The following is a 14,073-nucleotide window of genomic DNA, read 5'->3' as shown; positions in this document are numbered from 1 at the left end:
CGACCGATGACGGCATCGCTCGAAGCGGAGGCGGCGCGTCTGCGCCTGCCTCCGGGCTTCCAGATCAAGGCCTTCGACTCCGTCGGCAGTACGAACGACGAAGCGAAGGCCTTGTCGCGTTCAGGGGCGCCCGAAGGCACCGTCGTCTGGGCGCGCCGCCAGGACAGCGGCCGTGGCCGCCGCGGCCGGGCCTGGACGTCCCCTGAAGGAAATCTCTACAGCACGACCATCCTGCGGCCCGGCTTGGCCCCGGCGGAGGCGGCGCAGATCTCCTTCGTCGCGGCGCTCGCCATTGCGGAAACTGCCGAGTCGGTCCTGCCTGACCCGAGCGGCGTTCGCTGCAAATGGCCCAATGACGTTCTGGTGCATGACCGCAAGCTGTCGGGCATCCTGCTCGAGTCGGAGCCGGCAGCCGACGGCAAGGTCGCCTGGGTGGTGCTGGGGGTCGGCATCAACCTGCGGCATTTTCCCGCGACCGCCGATTATGGCGCCACCTCCTTGATTGCCGAGGGCGCTCCGCCGATGGGGCCGGGCGCGCTTCTCGAGGTCTATGCGGGGCATCTGGCGACTTGGTACGGCCGCTGGCTCGCGCATGGTTTCGCGCCCGTGCGCGAGGCGTGGCTGGCGCGGGCCAAGGGGCTTGGCGGGCCGATCCTGGTCAGGCTGGCCGATCGGACGATCCCCGGCACTTTCGCCGATCTGGACAGCGACGGCGTTCTGTTGCTTGATCCAACGGACGGCGGGCCGCGGCAGCGGATCGCCGCCGGCGACGTGTTCTTCGCGCCGCCTCCAGCGAGCTGAGTTCGCCAGCCGAATTCAAACGCCCACCGCCTTCAGGACCTTGCCATGCTGCTTGCCATCGACGCCGGAAACACGAATGTGGTGTTCGCCATCTATGACGGCGACCGCCAGCGCGGCATCTGGCGAACGGCGACCGATCCCAAACGCACCTCCGACGAATATATGGTGTGGCTGACCCACCTGATGGCGTTGAAGGGGCTGAAGCCGGTCGACATCCACGGCGCGATCATCGCCAGCGTCGTGCCCGGCGCCACCTTCAACCTGAAGCGGCTGTGCAAGGATCATTTCGGCTGCGAGCCGGTGATCGTCGGCCAGCCCGGAGTTGATCTCGGTGCGAAGGCCCTGGTCGACCGGCCGGAGGAGGTGGGCGCCGATCGTCTGGTCAACACGGTGGCCGCCGCGGCGACCTACAAGACGCCGCTGATCGTCATCGATTTCGGTACGGCCACGACCTTCGACGTGGTGGATGCCGATGGCAATTACTGCGGCGGCGTGATCGCGCCGGGGCTGAACCTGTCGCTGGAGGCGCTGCAGAGGGCCGCGTCCAAGCTGCCGCGGGTCGAGATTCAGCCGCCGTCCGAGGTGATCGGCAAGAACACCATCGCATGCATGCAGTCCGGCATCTTCTGGGGGTATGTCGGCCTGATCGAAGGGCTGGTCTCCCGCATCCGGGCGGAGTACGGCGAACCGATGCGGGTGGTCGCCACTGGCGGATTGGCTGTTCTTTTCGCCAAGGCTACCCATGTGATCGAACACACCGACAACGAGCTGACGCTCCGCGGTCTCCTCCTGATCCACAAGCGCAACACGGTCCAATGACACAATCCTCCAAGACAGCCGCCGGAACGTCCGAAGCCCCGGCGGACACCTTCGTTCCGGAGGATGGCGCACTGTATTTCGTCCCACTCGGCGGTTCCGGCGAGATTGGGATGAACCTCAATCTCTACGGCCATCAGGGCAAGTGGTTGATGGTGGACCTCGGCATCTCCTTTGCCGACGACACCATGCCCGGGCTGGACGTCATCATGCCGGACCCGACCTTCATCGCCGAGCGTCGCGACGATCTGGTCGGTCTGGTGCTGACCCATGCGCATGAGGACCATCTGGGCGCGGTGCAGTATCTGTGGCCGGAGCTGCGCTGTCCCGTTTATTGCACGCCCTTCACCGCGGCCTTCCTGCGCGCCAAGCTGCACGAGAAGGGCCTGAGCAGCACGGTGCCGATCCACGAAATCCCGCTGGGTGGCACGGTGAAGGCCGGTCCCTTCTCCGTCGAATACGTCACCATGACGCATTCGATCCCGGAGCCGAACGCGCTCGCCATCCGCACCTCGGCCGGGACCATCCTGCACACCGGCGACTGGAAGCTGGACCCCGATCCGCTGGTCGGCGAGACGGCCGATGAGGAACGGCTGCGCGCCATCGGCGACGAAGGGGTGCTGGCGCTGGTCGGCGACAGCACCAACGCGCTGGTGCCCGGCGCCGCCGGGTCGGAGGCGACCGTCCGCGATGCCCTGATGGAGTTGTTCGGCCGCTATCGCGACCGCCGCATCGCCGTCAGCTGCTTTGCCACCAATGTGGCGCGGCTGGAGAGCATTGCCGCCGCCGCCGCCGCCCATGACCGCCATGTGGCATTGGTCGGCCGCTCGCTGTGGCGCATCAACGAGGCGGCGCGGGCCACCGGCTATCTCGCCGACGTGCCGAAGTTCCTGTCGGAGCATGACGCCAGCTATCTGCCGCGCGAGAAGCTGGTGCTGATCTGCACCGGCAGCCAGGGGGAGCCGCGCTCGGCGCTTGCCCGTATCGCCGCCAACGATCATCCGCAGGTCACGCTGTCGCGCGGCGACGTGGTGATCTTCTCCTCCCGCGAGATTCCCGGCAACGAGCGCGCCATCGGCCGCATGCAGAACCAGCTGGTCGCACAGGGAGTCGAACTGGTGACGGCGGACGAGGCGCCGGTCCATGTCTCCGGCCACCCGGCGCGGAACGAACTGGTGCGCATGTACCAGTGGGTGCGTCCGCGCATCGCCGTGCCGGTCCATGGCGAGCAGCGCCACCAGCAGGCCCATGCCGCCCTGGCGGAGGAGTGTCAGGTCGCCCACAGCATCGTTCCGGCCAACGGCGAAGTCCTCCGGCTCGACGGGCCGGAGGGCGCGCGGGTGGTGGCCAACGTGCGGGCCGGACGCATGGCGGTGGACGGCAAGCGTCTGGTGCCGCTCGACACCGGCATGATGCGCGCGCGTAACCGCATGGTGAACAACGGCGCCGCCGTGGTGACGCTGGTGATGACCGGAACGGGCGAGTTGCTGACCGCTCCGCAACTGGCGGTGATGGGGCTGATCGACGAGGCGACCGACCGCGACCTGTTGCTGGACGTGGTGGATGCCGTGCGCGAGTCGGTGGCGATGCTGCCCAAATCGGCACGGGGCGACGACGCCCAGGTGAAGGAGGCGGCACGGATCGCCGTGCGCCGCTGCTTCAACGCGACCCACGGCAAGAAGCCGGTGACGGAGGTCCATCTGGTCCGCGTCTGACCGAACCCAAGAACGGATTTGATGTATAACAGGCTTATCAGAGCCCGCTAACGGGCCAGGAACAGCCAGCGAGAGGACACGCATGATCGGGAAGCTCAACCACGTCGCCATCGTCGTTCCGGACCTTCCGGCGGCGACCGCGCTCTATCGCGACACGCTGGGCGCCGCAGTGTCGCAGCCGGTGGATCTGCCGCCGCACGGCGTCACCGTGGTCTTCGTCACCCTGCCAAACACCAAGATCGAACTGCTGCATCCGTTCGGCGAGAAGTCGCCGATCGCCGGCTTCCTGGAGAAGAACCCGTCGGGCGGCATCCACCATATCTGCTATGAGGTGGAGGACATCCTGGCCGCCCGCGACCGGCTGAAGGAGCAGGGCGCCCGCGTGCTGGGCGATGGCGAGCCGAAGATCGGCGCCCATGACAAGCCGGTCCTGTTCCTGCACCCGAAGGATTTCTGCGGGACGCTGGTGGAACTGGAGCAGGCCTGAGACGGCTGACACGCGGAGGGGACGATGAACAACTGGGTGACTGGAGCCTTCGTTTACGTCGTCGTCTGGTGGGTGGTGCTGTTCGCGGTGCTGCCCTGGGGCGTTCGGACCCAGGAGAACCCTGAACCGGGCATGGCCTCCTCCGCGCCGGTCGAGCCGCGCATCCTGCGGAAATTCATGATCACGTCGCTGGTCGCCCTGCTGGTGTGGCTGGCGATCTTCGGCATCGAGCGGTCCGGCATCATCTCCTTCCGGGACATGGCGCGGGACATGTTCTGACGCCAGATTGCTCTGAGTATCGAGAGGAGCGAGGCGGGTGAGCCTGACCTATTGCGCGGCCGCACCCGGCCATCCCCATCACGGCCCCTACCATGATGGCGAGTACGGTTTTCCCAGCAGCGATGACCGGGTGCTGTTCGAGCGTCTGGTGCTGGAGATCAATCAGGCCGGCCTGTCCTGGCTGACCATCCTGAAAAAGCGTGACGCCTTCCGCGCCGCCTTCGACGGGTTCGACATCGACCGGGTCGCCGCCTATGGCGAGGCGGAGCGGGCGCGGCTGCTGGCCGACGTCGGCATCATCCGCAACCGTCTGAAGGTGGACGCGGTGATCGAGAACGCCCGCCGCATCGTCGCATTGCGGGAAACCCACGGCTCCTTCGACGGCTGGCTGCGCGCCCATCATCCGCTGACCAAGCCGGAATGGGTGAAGCTGTTCGGCCGGACCTTCCGTTTCACCGGTGGCGAGATCGTCGGGGAGTTCCTGATGAGCCTGGGCTATCTGCCGGGCGCTCATCAGCCCGACTGCCCGGTCCAGGCCGTCTTGCTTGCCCAGAATCCGCCGTGGAAGGCGGCGGTGGAGGCCGGGTATCGCGGGTACGCGCCCATGGAATAGGCAATCGCCCGCCCAGAACGGTGGCAATCGCCGAAGAGCTGGGCAAAATTGCAAAAACTTTGTGCATGAGCCGCTTCTGCCTCCGTTTTGGGCTTGCCATCGCCGTGGCTCGGGTTCACTCTTTTGGAGTGATGAGGGAGGATATTCCTCCCTTTCCGACGCCTGGTGGCGATTCCTCCCTAAACTCGACAGGCCGCGCCGCTTTTGCCGCGCGGCCTTTCTTTATCCGGCCTACGGGAGGAGACAGGGCAGGGTCGCGGACAGAAAATTTCCACGCTGCTCCAGAAAACGTTAACGGTTTACTTGGTAGCGTTGCTTGGATTAGCTCGCATCGGGTTTTCCCCAATCAGGGCTATCAGCTGGGCTGAACCATCACCACCGGGGGGCCGGTCCGCCGGGGCGATTCCGCTTTGCCCGTTTACCGGTTGAGCCTTTTCCCGCTTCGGCGGGTGGCAGGAAAAAGGACGACAGTCGAGGCGCCGATGGCCGCGAATGAAAACGAACGGTTCGATCAGTTCGCCGCGGTTCTGTCGATTGAACTGTTGGAGCGGACAAAGAAAAGCATGGAGCTGCTGGCGCCGGAGCTTCAGCCATGCTCGATCCTGCCCTTCATCCAGACACCGTCCTTCGTAGAGTTCTATCAGGAGTTGGTGCGCGTCGGCATTCTGCCGGTGGTGCTCAGCCGCCGTCCGGTGCGCGCGATCGTCGGTGACGTCGATTGGGCGCGGGAGGGGCGCGAATATCTGCTGACGGTCCTCGACGACCGCTCCAACGCCGTCTTCACCGCCTGGGAATATGCCTGGGACTCGTTGTGGGACGAGCGCAAGGTTGGGCAGGACGGCGGTGGCGGCAGCCAGACCAAACCGAAAAAGGGCTTCTTCAGCGCGCTGTTCGGCCGCAAGCGCGAGCAGAAGGCGGACGGCGGTGGCGGCGAGGGCGGTGAGGGCGGTGTCATGGCCGGCCTGCATACGATGCTGACCGAACTGGGGGAAAAGCGGGGCTTCCTGCCGCTGTTCCATGACGATGTCCGCATCCTGAAGGCGTTGCCGCGCCTGAAGCCCGGTCGGGTGGCGCAGGCGTGGAAGGAGATCTCGCAGTACCACCACCAGGAATTCTACCTGCCCGAGCCCGAACAGGCGAAGCCGGGTGTGACCTCCGAGTGTCTGCAGAAATGGCATTACAATCTGCCGGACAAGATCGGCGAGTTCCTGGTGCTGAAGGCCGCGGTGGACCTGGAGCATGTGAACAAGCCCTTCATCGGCAAATACATCCGCCAGTCGGCGCGGACCCAGGAGGAGGCGGAAAAAGGAATGCCCTACCTGTCGATCTACTGGAAATCCATGCGCAACCCGGCCCCGGTGGCCGAGCGGCACACGCTGTGAACCCGCGCGGCATCTTGTACGCCGGGCTGACGGCGGCGGCGCTGTCTCTGGCGACCGCACCGGCATCGGCGCAAACCCAACCGCCGCGTCCCGGTCCGGTCCCGCTGACCCCCGATGCCGCCCGCGACCGGCCGGTGGTGGATCTGTCCTTGTGCCAACGGCTGACCCGCCATGTGCCGGCCGCCGACGTGGAATACCGGCCGGGCGTGGATGTGCATGGCCGCGCCGTCGCCCCCGCCGACTTGGCCGGCAGTGCAGGCGCGCAGCCGCCGATCCCCATCGACCTGCCGCTGTCGATCGATCTCGCCCGGCGCATGGGCATCGCCCTGCCGTCGGTGCCGTTTCTGCCTAACGATGTCACCGCGGTGTGGCTGACCGTCGTCGGCAACCAACTCTATCTCAACGGCCAACCGATCGATCCGGGTGCCGAGGAACGCCTCTACGTCTACTGCCGCTCCCGGTAGCCGGCCGTCAAGCGGGGGGCTTACAGTGGACAAGTGCGGGCGACCTTCCTAAAGTCGCTCACCCGCCGCCGCCCGTGTCCGTTCCTGTCCGCAGGAGCCATGTGTGCGCGGCCTTGTCGAACACCTCGCACACGAGAGCAGAGCCATGCGGCTGTCCAGCTTCTTCATGCCGACCCTCAAGGAGACCCCGACCGAGGCGCAGATCGTCTCGCACCGCCTGATGCTGCGGGCCGGGATGATCCGCCAGACCAGCGCCGGCATCTATGCCTGGCTGCCGCTGGGCTATCGGGTTCTGCGCAAGATCGAGCAGATCGTCCGCGAAGAGCAGGACGCCGCCGGCGCGCAGGAACTGCTGATGCCGACCATCCAGTCGGCCGATCTGTGGCGCGAGAGCGGTCGTTACGACGATTACGGCAAGGAGATGCTGCGCATCACCGACCGTCACGACCGCGAGATGCTGTTCGGCCCGACGAACGAGGAGATGATCACCGACATCTTCCGCTCATTCGTCAAGAGCTACCGCCAGTTGCCGCTGAACCTCTACCATATTCAGTGGAAGTTCCGTGACGAGATCCGCCCGCGCTTCGGCGTGATGCGCGGCCGCGAATTCCTGATGAAGGACGCCTATTCCTTCGACATCGATGCGGACAGCGCCCGCCGTTCGTACCAGAAGATGTTCCTGGCTTACTTGCGCACCTTCGCCCGCATCGGGCTGAAGGCGATCCCGATGCGTGCCGACACCGGCCCGATCGGCGGCGACCTGAGCCACGAGTTCATCATCCTGGCCGAGACCGGCGAGAGCGGCGTCTTCTGCCACAAGGACTGGATGACCCTGGACGTGCTGAAGGACGCCCCCGGCATTGAGGACGACCTGCAGCCCTTCTTCGACCGCGTCACCGGCATTTATGCGGCGACCGACGAGAAGCACGACCCGGCCAACAGCCCGGTGCCGGAGTCGGATCTGGTGTCGGCCCGCGGCATCGAGGTCGGCCACATCTTCAACTTCGGCACCAAATATTCCAAGCCGATGAACGCGGTGGTCGCCGGCCCGAACGGCGAGTCGATCCCGGTGGAGATGGGCAGCTACGGCATCGGCGTGTCGCGCCTGATGGGCGCTATCATCGAGGCCAGCCACGACGACAACGGCATCATCTGGCCGGACGCCGTCGCGCCCTTCAACGTCGGCCTGATCAACCTGAAGTCCGGCGACGCCGAGACCGACCGCGTCTGCGCCGAGCTGTATGCGAAGCTGGAATCGGCCGGCCTGGAGGTCGCCTATGACGACCGTGACGAGCGTCCCGGCGCCAAGTTCGCCGACATGGACCTGATCGGCGTTCCCTGGCAGCTGGTCGTCGGCCCGCGCGGCCTGAAGAACGGCGTCGTCGAACTGAAGCGCCGCGCCACCGGCGAAAAGGAAGAGCTGCCGGTCGAGGCGGCGCTGGCGAAGCTGCTGGGCTGATCGGCTTAGCTCGAAGAGGAAGCCCGGATCGCCCAAGTCGGCGATCCGGGCTTTGCCCTTTTCCCGCCACGCTCACGTTCTTATCTAGGGCATCGTTTCCGCCCGCCCACAGGGCCTCCCCCACAGGATCCCAGCCGCATGATCTTCAACGCCTTCGAACGCATGGTCGCGATGCGTTACCTTCGGGCGCGCCGCCAGGAAGGGTTCATCTCGGTCATCGCGGGGTTCTCGTTGCTGGGCATCGCGCTCGGCGTGGCGACGCTCATTATCGTCATGGCGGTGATGAACGGATTCCGGGCGGAGCTGCTGGGCCGGGTGCTCGGTCTGAACGGGCATCTCAACGTCTACAGTTCACGAGGCGGGCCGCTGCCGGACTTTGACATCCTGGCCGGCAAGCTGCGCAACACGCCGGGCGTGGTGAATGTCACCCCGACGGTGGAAGGGCAGGCGCTGGTGTCGGTGCACGGAGTCGCGTCGGGCGCCGTCATCCGCGGCGTGCGGGCGGAAGATTTCAAGGTGCGACCGACGCTCGCCAACAACGTCATCCGCGGTTCGGTGGATGAGTTCGGCCAGGACCGCGTCGCCATCGGCGTGCGCATGGCCCAACGGCTGGGGCTGTCGGTCGGCGACCAGATCACGCTGATCGCACCCCAGGGCAACGTCACCGCCTTCGGCACCGTGCCGCGGATGCGCAGCTACCCGATCGGCGCGATCTTCGACGTCGGCATGTTCGAATACGACAACAGCTTCATCTTCCTGCCGCTGGAGGAGGCGCAGGCCTTCTTCCGCACCGGCGACGCTGTGACCTCGCTGGAGGTCTTCGTGAGCGACCCGATGCAGATCGCGTCCGCCCGCGCCGCCGTTCAATCGGCGGTCGCCGGGGAGGGCAGGGTGGTCGACTGGCAGCAGTCGAACGCCAGCTTCTTCACGGCGCTTCAGGTCGAACGCAATGTGATGTTCCTGATCCTGTCGCTGATCATCATGGTCGCCGCCTTCAACATCATCTCGAGCCTGATCATGCTGGTGAAGGACAAGGGGCGCGACATCGCGATCCTGCGCACCATGGGGGCGACGCGCGGCATGATCATGCGCATCTTCTTCCTGTCCGGCGCCAGCGTCGGGGTGACGGGGACCTTGCTGGGTCTCGCGCTCGGCGTCTCGTTCGCGCTGAACATCGAGAGCATCCGGCAGGTCATCCAGGGGCTGACCGGCACCAACCTGTTCAATGCCGAGATTTACTTCCTGTCCCACCTGCCGGCGAAGATCGACTGGAGCGAGGTCATTCAGGTGACGCTGATGGCGCTGGGCCTGTCCTTCGCCGCCACCATCTACCCGTCCTGGCGCGCCGCCCGGCTCGACCCGGTGGAGGCCCTGCGCTATGAGTGACGCCGTCCCCATGAAATCCATGTTGCAGCCGATGCTGGAACTGAAGGGCATCGTCCGCCGCTTCGAACAGGCGGGCGAGACGCTGGAGGTGCTGCGCGGGGTCGACCTGACCGTCGGCGCCGGCGAACTGGTGGCGCTGGTCGGCCCGTCGGGTGCCGGCAAATCGACGCTGCTGCACATCGCCGGACTTCTGGAGCGGCCGACCGACGGCATGGTGCGCATCGCCGGCACCGACGTGTCCAACCTGGACGATGGCAAGCGGACCGAGGTGCGGCGTCGCTCCATCGGCTTCGTCTACCAGTTCCACCACCTGCTGCCGGAGTTTTCGGCGCGGGAGAACATCGTCCTGCCGCAGATGATCGCCGGCGTGTCGAAGTCGGTCGCCCGGCAGCGCGCGGACGAGCTTCTGCGCATGGTCGGGCTGGAGCAGCGCGGCACCCACCGGCCGGCCCGCCTGTCCGGTGGCGAGCAGCAGCGCGTCGCCATCGCCCGCGCGCTGGCCAACGCCCCGTCGCTGCTGATCGCCGACGAGCCGACCGGCAACCTCGACCCCCACACGGCGGAGCATGTCTTCGCCATGCTGTCGGCCATCGTCCGGCAGGCCAAGGTCGGCGCCCTGGTCGCGACCCACAATCTTGACCTCGCCCGTCGCATGGACCGGGTTCTGGAGATGCGCGACGGGCATCTGGTGGAATATCAGCCGTCGGAACTGGTGCCGCTGAGTGAGGTCGCGCCGGAAGCATCATAAGAAGTGTCATAGACCGAAAGCGGAACCTCCCCCTGGTTGCCAAGCCGGCGCGGCGCCCCCACTCTCATGCGCGACCGCACCGGCTGAGCTGCGGCACCGACAAGACAGGGGGCATCGGGGATGGACCAGCGGATCATCGACCTCTACGACGAATACACCCACGCGCCGTTGCCGCGCCGGGTCTTTTTGGAACGGCTGGCAGCAATGGCTGGCGGTGCGGCGGCGATCCCCGCGATCCTGGCGGCGATCGAGCCGAACTATGCCCGCGCCGCCATCGTCGGTGAGGACGACACCCGTCTGGCCGCGGAAAAGATCAGCTTCCAGGGGGCGACCGGCGACGTGTCCGGCTATCTCGCCCGGCCGAAGCTGATCGACAAGGCTCCGGCGGTGCTGGTCATCCACGAAAATCGCGGCCTGAACGCCTATGTCGAGGATGTCACCCGCCGCCTTGCCACCGAAGGCTTCGTGGCGATGGCGCCGGACCTGCTGTCGCCGCTGGGCGGCACGCCGCAGGATGCCGACAAGGCCCGCGACATGATCGGCCAGCTCGACGCCGACAAGACGGTCAACAACCTCGTCGCGGCCATGAGTTACCTGATGGCCTACCGCTATTCCTCGGCCAAGGTCGGGGCGGTCGGCTTCTGCTGGGGCGGCGGCATGATCAACCGGTTGGCGATCAAGGCGCCCGACCTGAAGGCCGGCGTCGCCTTCTACGGCCCGACCCCCGACCCGGCGCTGGTCGGTACGGTGAAGTCGCCGCTGCTTCTGCACTATGCCGGGCTGGACCAGCGCGTGAACGCCGGCATCCCCGCTTACGACGAGGCGCTGAAGAAAGCCGGCGTCGAGCATCAGATTTACGTGTACGAGGGCGTCAACCACGCCTTCCACAACGACACCTCGGCCGAACGCTACAACAAGGATGCCGCCGATCTGGCCTGGAAGCGGACGGTGGAGTTTTTGAAGGCGAAGCTGGCGTAGGGGGGTGCTCTTGCCCCCTCCCTAGCCCTCCCCCGCCTCTGGCGGGAGAGGGAACTCCGCCGCTCTTGCGCTTAACTTCCTCTCCCTTAAAGCGGGGGAGGGTTGGGGAGGGGGCAATCACTCCAACAGCTCCGCCGTCTCCACCACCGTCGCATACTCTCCGTCCATGTTGGCGAGCGACAGGTCATGGACCTCTTCGGCCGTCCGCAGTCTCCCTGACCGGTCCAGGCGGGCGAAGGTGAAGCAGGCGTCGGCCGCCAGACGCACGTCGTAGCCGAGGTTGCCGGCCATCCGCACCGTCGCCTCGACGCTGTTGTTGGTGATGACACCGGCCACCACCAGCATGCCGATGCCGCGGGCGCGCAGCCAGTCGTCCAGGCCGGTGCCGATGAAGGCGCTGTTCACCCGCTTGCCGATCACCGTCTCGCCCGGCAGCGGCATCGCCTCGTCCTTGAAGGCGTGGCCAGGGCTGCCGGGGCGATAGGCGGAGTCGGGCTCCGTCGAATCGTGGCGGATATGGACGATGGGCCGCCCATCCCGTCGCCAAGCGGCCAGCAAGGCGGCGACGTTGGCCTCCGCCTGCGGGTTGTTGCGCGGGCCGAGATGGCTCCAGCGCGGGTCGTCGATGGCCTTTTGCAGGTCGACGATCAGCAAAGCGGTGTTGGTGGGCAGTGGAGCGGGGAGGGTTTCCATGCCGACGATCCTGCCGCGATAGTCCATCGCGTGACAAGTCCGCCGGTTTCTGGCTCTAATCCGGCACTCGACCCTCGTTTCCCGTTTCAAGCGCTCGTCCGGAGGCGCCGTGCTCGCATCCCCCCTGTCATTGCTCGCCGTCGCCGCCGGAGGTGCCGCCGGATCGGTGGCGCGTTATCTGACGCTGCTGCTGATCGCGCAGTGGGTCGGCACCCGTTTTCCGATGGGGACGATCATCGTCAACGTGATCGGCTGTACGGTGATGGGGGTGCTGTCGGAACTGGCGAGCCTGACATGGTCGCCGTCGCCGGAAATCCGCGCCCTGCTGCTGGTCGGCGTGCTCGGCGGCTTCACCACCTTCTCCTCCTTCACGCTGGACATCGGCGTCCTCGTCGCCCGTGACGAGATCGCCGCGGCGGCGGGATACTTCCTCGCCTCGACGCTGTTCAGCGTGGTGGGCTTCTTTGCCGGCCTGTGGGCCGTGCGTTCTCTTGTTTCGGTGTCCATCTGATGACTGACTCTCCCGATCACGCTGATACCACGTCGACCGAAGCCAAAAGCGACAGCAAGGTCGAAACCCGCATCGTCACGGCCGACGAGGCCGACATGCGGCTCGACCGCTGGTTCAAGCGGCATTTCCCCGACGTGAACCACAGCTACCTGCAGAAGCTGCTGCGCACGGGCCAAGTCCGCATCGACGGCAAGCGGGCGGAGACGTCGTCGCGGCTGGCGGCCGGGCAGGGAATTCGCATCCCGCCGCTGGCTGCCTGGGCCGCGCCGGTCAGGGGGCCGAGTCAGGGGGCCAGCAAGCCCAAGGGCATGTCGGACAAGCAGATTGCCGAGCTGCAGGCGCTGGTGCTCTACCGCGACGCCGATGTCATCGCCATCAACAAGCCGGCCGGTCTGGCGGTGCAGGGCGGCACCGGCACCTCCAAGCACCTCGACGCCATGCTGGACGCCCTGCGCTTCGACGGCAACGAGCGGCCGAAGCTGGTCCACCGGCTGGACAAGGACACCTCGGGCGTGCTGCTGCTGGCCCGCACCACCTTCGCCGCCAGCAAGCTGACGGAGCTGTTCCGCGGCAGCGCCGTGCGCAAGATCTACTGGGCCGTCACCGTCGGTGTGCCGACGCCCTACCAGGGCAAGATCGACCTCGCGCTGGCCAAGGAAGGCGGCCCGCATGGCGAGCGGGTGGCGGAGAACAAGGAAGAGGGCAAGCGCGCCGTCACCGTCTATTCGGTGCAGGAGAATGTCGGCAAGCAGGCGGCCTTCGTCGCCATGTGGCCGCTGACCGGCCGCACCCACCAGCTGCGCGTCCACATGGCCGCCGTCGGCACGCCGATCCTGGGCGATGGCAAATATGCCGGGCTGGGCGCCTTCCTGGCCGGGGCGGAGGTGGCGAAGAAGCTGCACCTGCATGCCCGCCGGCTGATCCTGCCGCACCCGCGTGGCGGCAAGACCATCGACGTGACGGCACCGCTGCCCGACCACATGCAGGCGACCTGGAAGTATTTCGGCTTCAGCCCCAACCTGCGCGACGACCCGTTCGAGGATTTCGAGTGATGGCCTCCGCGGGGAGAGCGCCGTTGCGTCTCGCGCTGTTCGATTGCGACGGCACTCTGGTCGACAGCCAGTTCGCCATCATCGACGCCATGACCCAGGCCTGGGCCGAGCATGGGCTGGGCGAACCCGACCCGGCAGATGTACGCCGCATGGTCGGGCTGTCGCTGGTGGAGGCGGTGGCCCTGCTGCTGCCGCAACGTGACGCTGACCTGCATGTCGCGGTGGCGGAGAGCTACAAGCGCGCCTTCTCATCCGCCCGCAGCCGCGGCGAGGTGGACGAGCCGCTCTTTCCCGGCATCGTCGACACGTTGGCGGTTCTGGAGGAAGCGGGCGTGCTGCTGGGCGTCGCTACCGGCAAGTCGCGGCGCGGGTTGGACGCGGTGCTGAAGGGGCACGGACTGACCGGCCGCTTCGTGACGCTGCAGACCGCCGATGTCGGTCCCGGCAAGCCGAACCCGCACATGGTGCAGCGTGCGCTGGCGGAGACCGGTGCGGAAGAGGCGGCGACGGTTGTGATCGGCGACACGACCTACGACATACAGATGGCCCGCAACGCGCGGGTGCGGTCGGTCGGCGTCTCCTGGGGGTACCATGCGGTGCCGGAGCTGGAGCGGGCCGGGGCCGACCGCATCGTCCACCGCGGGCGTGACGTCGCCACCGCGGTGCTGGAGCTTTTGGAAGGGTAAGCG

Annotated in this window: 16 protein-coding genes and 1 pseudogene; 16 read left to right on the top strand and 1 reads right to left on the bottom strand. The window is 66.8% G+C overall.

Annotation, left to right across the window (positions count from 1 at the left end):
- The first annotated feature begins 6 nt into the window (after nt 1–6).
- The 13 genes and pseudogenes from M5E06_RS08495 (at nt 7) to M5E06_RS08440 (ending at nt 11,128) form a co-directional block, all read left to right on the top strand.
- On the top strand, nt 7–801 hold the full coding sequence (locus M5E06_RS08495; protein WP_252137844.1) for a biotin--[acetyl-CoA-carboxylase] ligase: 795 nt from the start codon (nt 7–9) through the stop codon (nt 799–801).
- A 45-nt stretch (nt 802–846) separates the two neighbouring features.
- Nucleotides 847–1,620 (top strand): type III pantothenate kinase, encoded by a 774-nt coding sequence (locus M5E06_RS08490; protein WP_109151181.1) that lies wholly within the window; start codon nt 847–849, stop codon nt 1,618–1,620.
- A complete protein-coding gene (locus M5E06_RS08485) occupies nt 1,617–3,332 on the top strand; it encodes a ribonuclease J (RefSeq protein WP_252137843.1) in 1,716 nt (571 codons plus the stop codon). The genes M5E06_RS08490 and M5E06_RS08485 overlap by 4 nt, the downstream gene beginning before the upstream one ends.
- Nucleotides 3,333–3,414: 82 nt before the next feature.
- The gene (gene mce / locus M5E06_RS08480; RefSeq protein WP_085089939.1) at nt 3,415–3,819 is read left to right on the top strand and encodes a methylmalonyl-CoA epimerase; all 405 of its coding nucleotides are present in this window, start codon (nt 3,415–3,417) and stop codon (nt 3,817–3,819) included.
- Nucleotides 3,820–3,843: 24 nt separating this feature from the next.
- A complete protein-coding gene (locus M5E06_RS08475) occupies nt 3,844–4,098 on the top strand; it encodes a DUF1467 family protein (protein ID WP_252137842.1) in 255 nt (84 codons plus the stop codon).
- A gap of 37 nt (nt 4,099–4,135) precedes the next feature.
- Entirely contained in the window at nt 4,136–4,711 is a 576-nt protein-coding gene (locus M5E06_RS08470) for a DNA-3-methyladenine glycosylase I (RefSeq protein ID WP_252137841.1), read from the top strand.
- A gap of 482 nt (nt 4,712–5,193) precedes the next feature.
- Nucleotides 5,194–6,093: a hypothetical protein gene (locus tag M5E06_RS08465; protein ID WP_252137840.1), complete on the top strand. Its 900-nt coding sequence runs from the start codon at nt 5,194–5,196 to the stop codon at nt 6,091–6,093.
- Entirely contained in the window at nt 6,090–6,557 is a 468-nt protein-coding gene (locus M5E06_RS08460) for a hypothetical protein (protein WP_252137839.1), read from the top strand. Before M5E06_RS08465 ends, M5E06_RS08460 begins: the two co-directional genes overlap by 4 nt.
- A gap of 145 nt (nt 6,558–6,702) precedes the next feature.
- Entirely contained in the window at nt 6,703–8,016 is a 1,314-nt protein-coding gene (proS, locus tag M5E06_RS08455; protein ID WP_136704356.1) for a proline--tRNA ligase, read from the top strand.
- Between the two features lie 138 nt (nt 8,017–8,154).
- The gene (locus M5E06_RS08450; RefSeq protein ID WP_252137838.1) at nt 8,155–9,402 is read left to right on the top strand and encodes a lipoprotein-releasing ABC transporter permease subunit; all 1,248 of its coding nucleotides are present in this window, start codon (nt 8,155–8,157) and stop codon (nt 9,400–9,402) included.
- Between the two features lie 19 nt (nt 9,403–9,421).
- The gene (locus M5E06_RS08445; RefSeq protein WP_252138532.1) at nt 9,422–10,150 is read left to right on the top strand and encodes an ABC transporter ATP-binding protein; all 729 of its coding nucleotides are present in this window, start codon (nt 9,422–9,424) and stop codon (nt 10,148–10,150) included.
- A gap of 111 nt (nt 10,151–10,261) precedes the next feature.
- A pseudogene (locus tag M5E06_RS36035) lies at nt 10,262–10,342 on the top strand (hypothetical protein); the annotation flags it as partial.
- Nucleotides 10,343–10,354: 12 nt separating this feature from the next.
- Nucleotides 10,355–11,128, top strand: a complete 774-nt coding sequence (locus M5E06_RS08440; RefSeq protein ID WP_502801975.1) for a dienelactone hydrolase family protein — start codon at nt 10,355–10,357, stop codon at nt 11,126–11,128.
- A 117-nt stretch (nt 11,129–11,245) separates the two neighbouring features.
- On the opposite strand, the gene M5E06_RS08435 is transcribed toward M5E06_RS08440, so the two are convergent.
- Entirely contained in the window at nt 11,246–11,821 is a 576-nt protein-coding gene (locus M5E06_RS08435; protein ID WP_252137836.1) for a cysteine hydrolase family protein, read from the bottom strand.
- Nucleotides 11,822–11,930: 109 nt separating this feature from the next.
- Between M5E06_RS08435 and crcB the strand changes: the two genes are divergently transcribed.
- Genes crcB through M5E06_RS08420 form a run of 3 tightly spaced genes read left to right on the top strand, consistent with a single transcriptional unit; the run spans nt 11,931 to nt 14,070 of the window.
- Nucleotides 11,931–12,332 carry a fluoride efflux transporter CrcB gene (crcB, locus tag M5E06_RS08430; protein ID WP_109151191.1) on the top strand — a complete coding sequence of 134 codons (402 nt, stop codon included), beginning with the start codon at nt 11,931–11,933 and terminating at the stop codon, nt 12,330–12,332.
- Nucleotides 12,332–13,384 (top strand): RluA family pseudouridine synthase, encoded by a 1,053-nt coding sequence (locus M5E06_RS08425; RefSeq protein WP_252137835.1) that lies wholly within the window; start codon nt 12,332–12,334, stop codon nt 13,382–13,384. The genes crcB and M5E06_RS08425 overlap by 1 nt, the downstream gene beginning before the upstream one ends.
- Entirely contained in the window at nt 13,384–14,070 is a 687-nt protein-coding gene (locus M5E06_RS08420) for an HAD-IA family hydrolase (protein WP_502801964.1), read from the top strand. Before M5E06_RS08425 ends, M5E06_RS08420 begins: the two co-directional genes overlap by 1 nt.
- Nucleotides 14,071–14,073: the final 3 nt, after the last annotated feature.

Source organism: Azospirillum sp. A1-3 (assembly GCF_023806445.1).
In the GTDB taxonomy this organism is placed as follows: Bacteria; Pseudomonadota; Alphaproteobacteria; order Azospirillales; family Azospirillaceae; genus Azospirillum.
The sequence above is the reverse complement of the archived record's forward strand: the minus strand, read 5'-3'. Positions and strand labels throughout refer to the sequence as shown.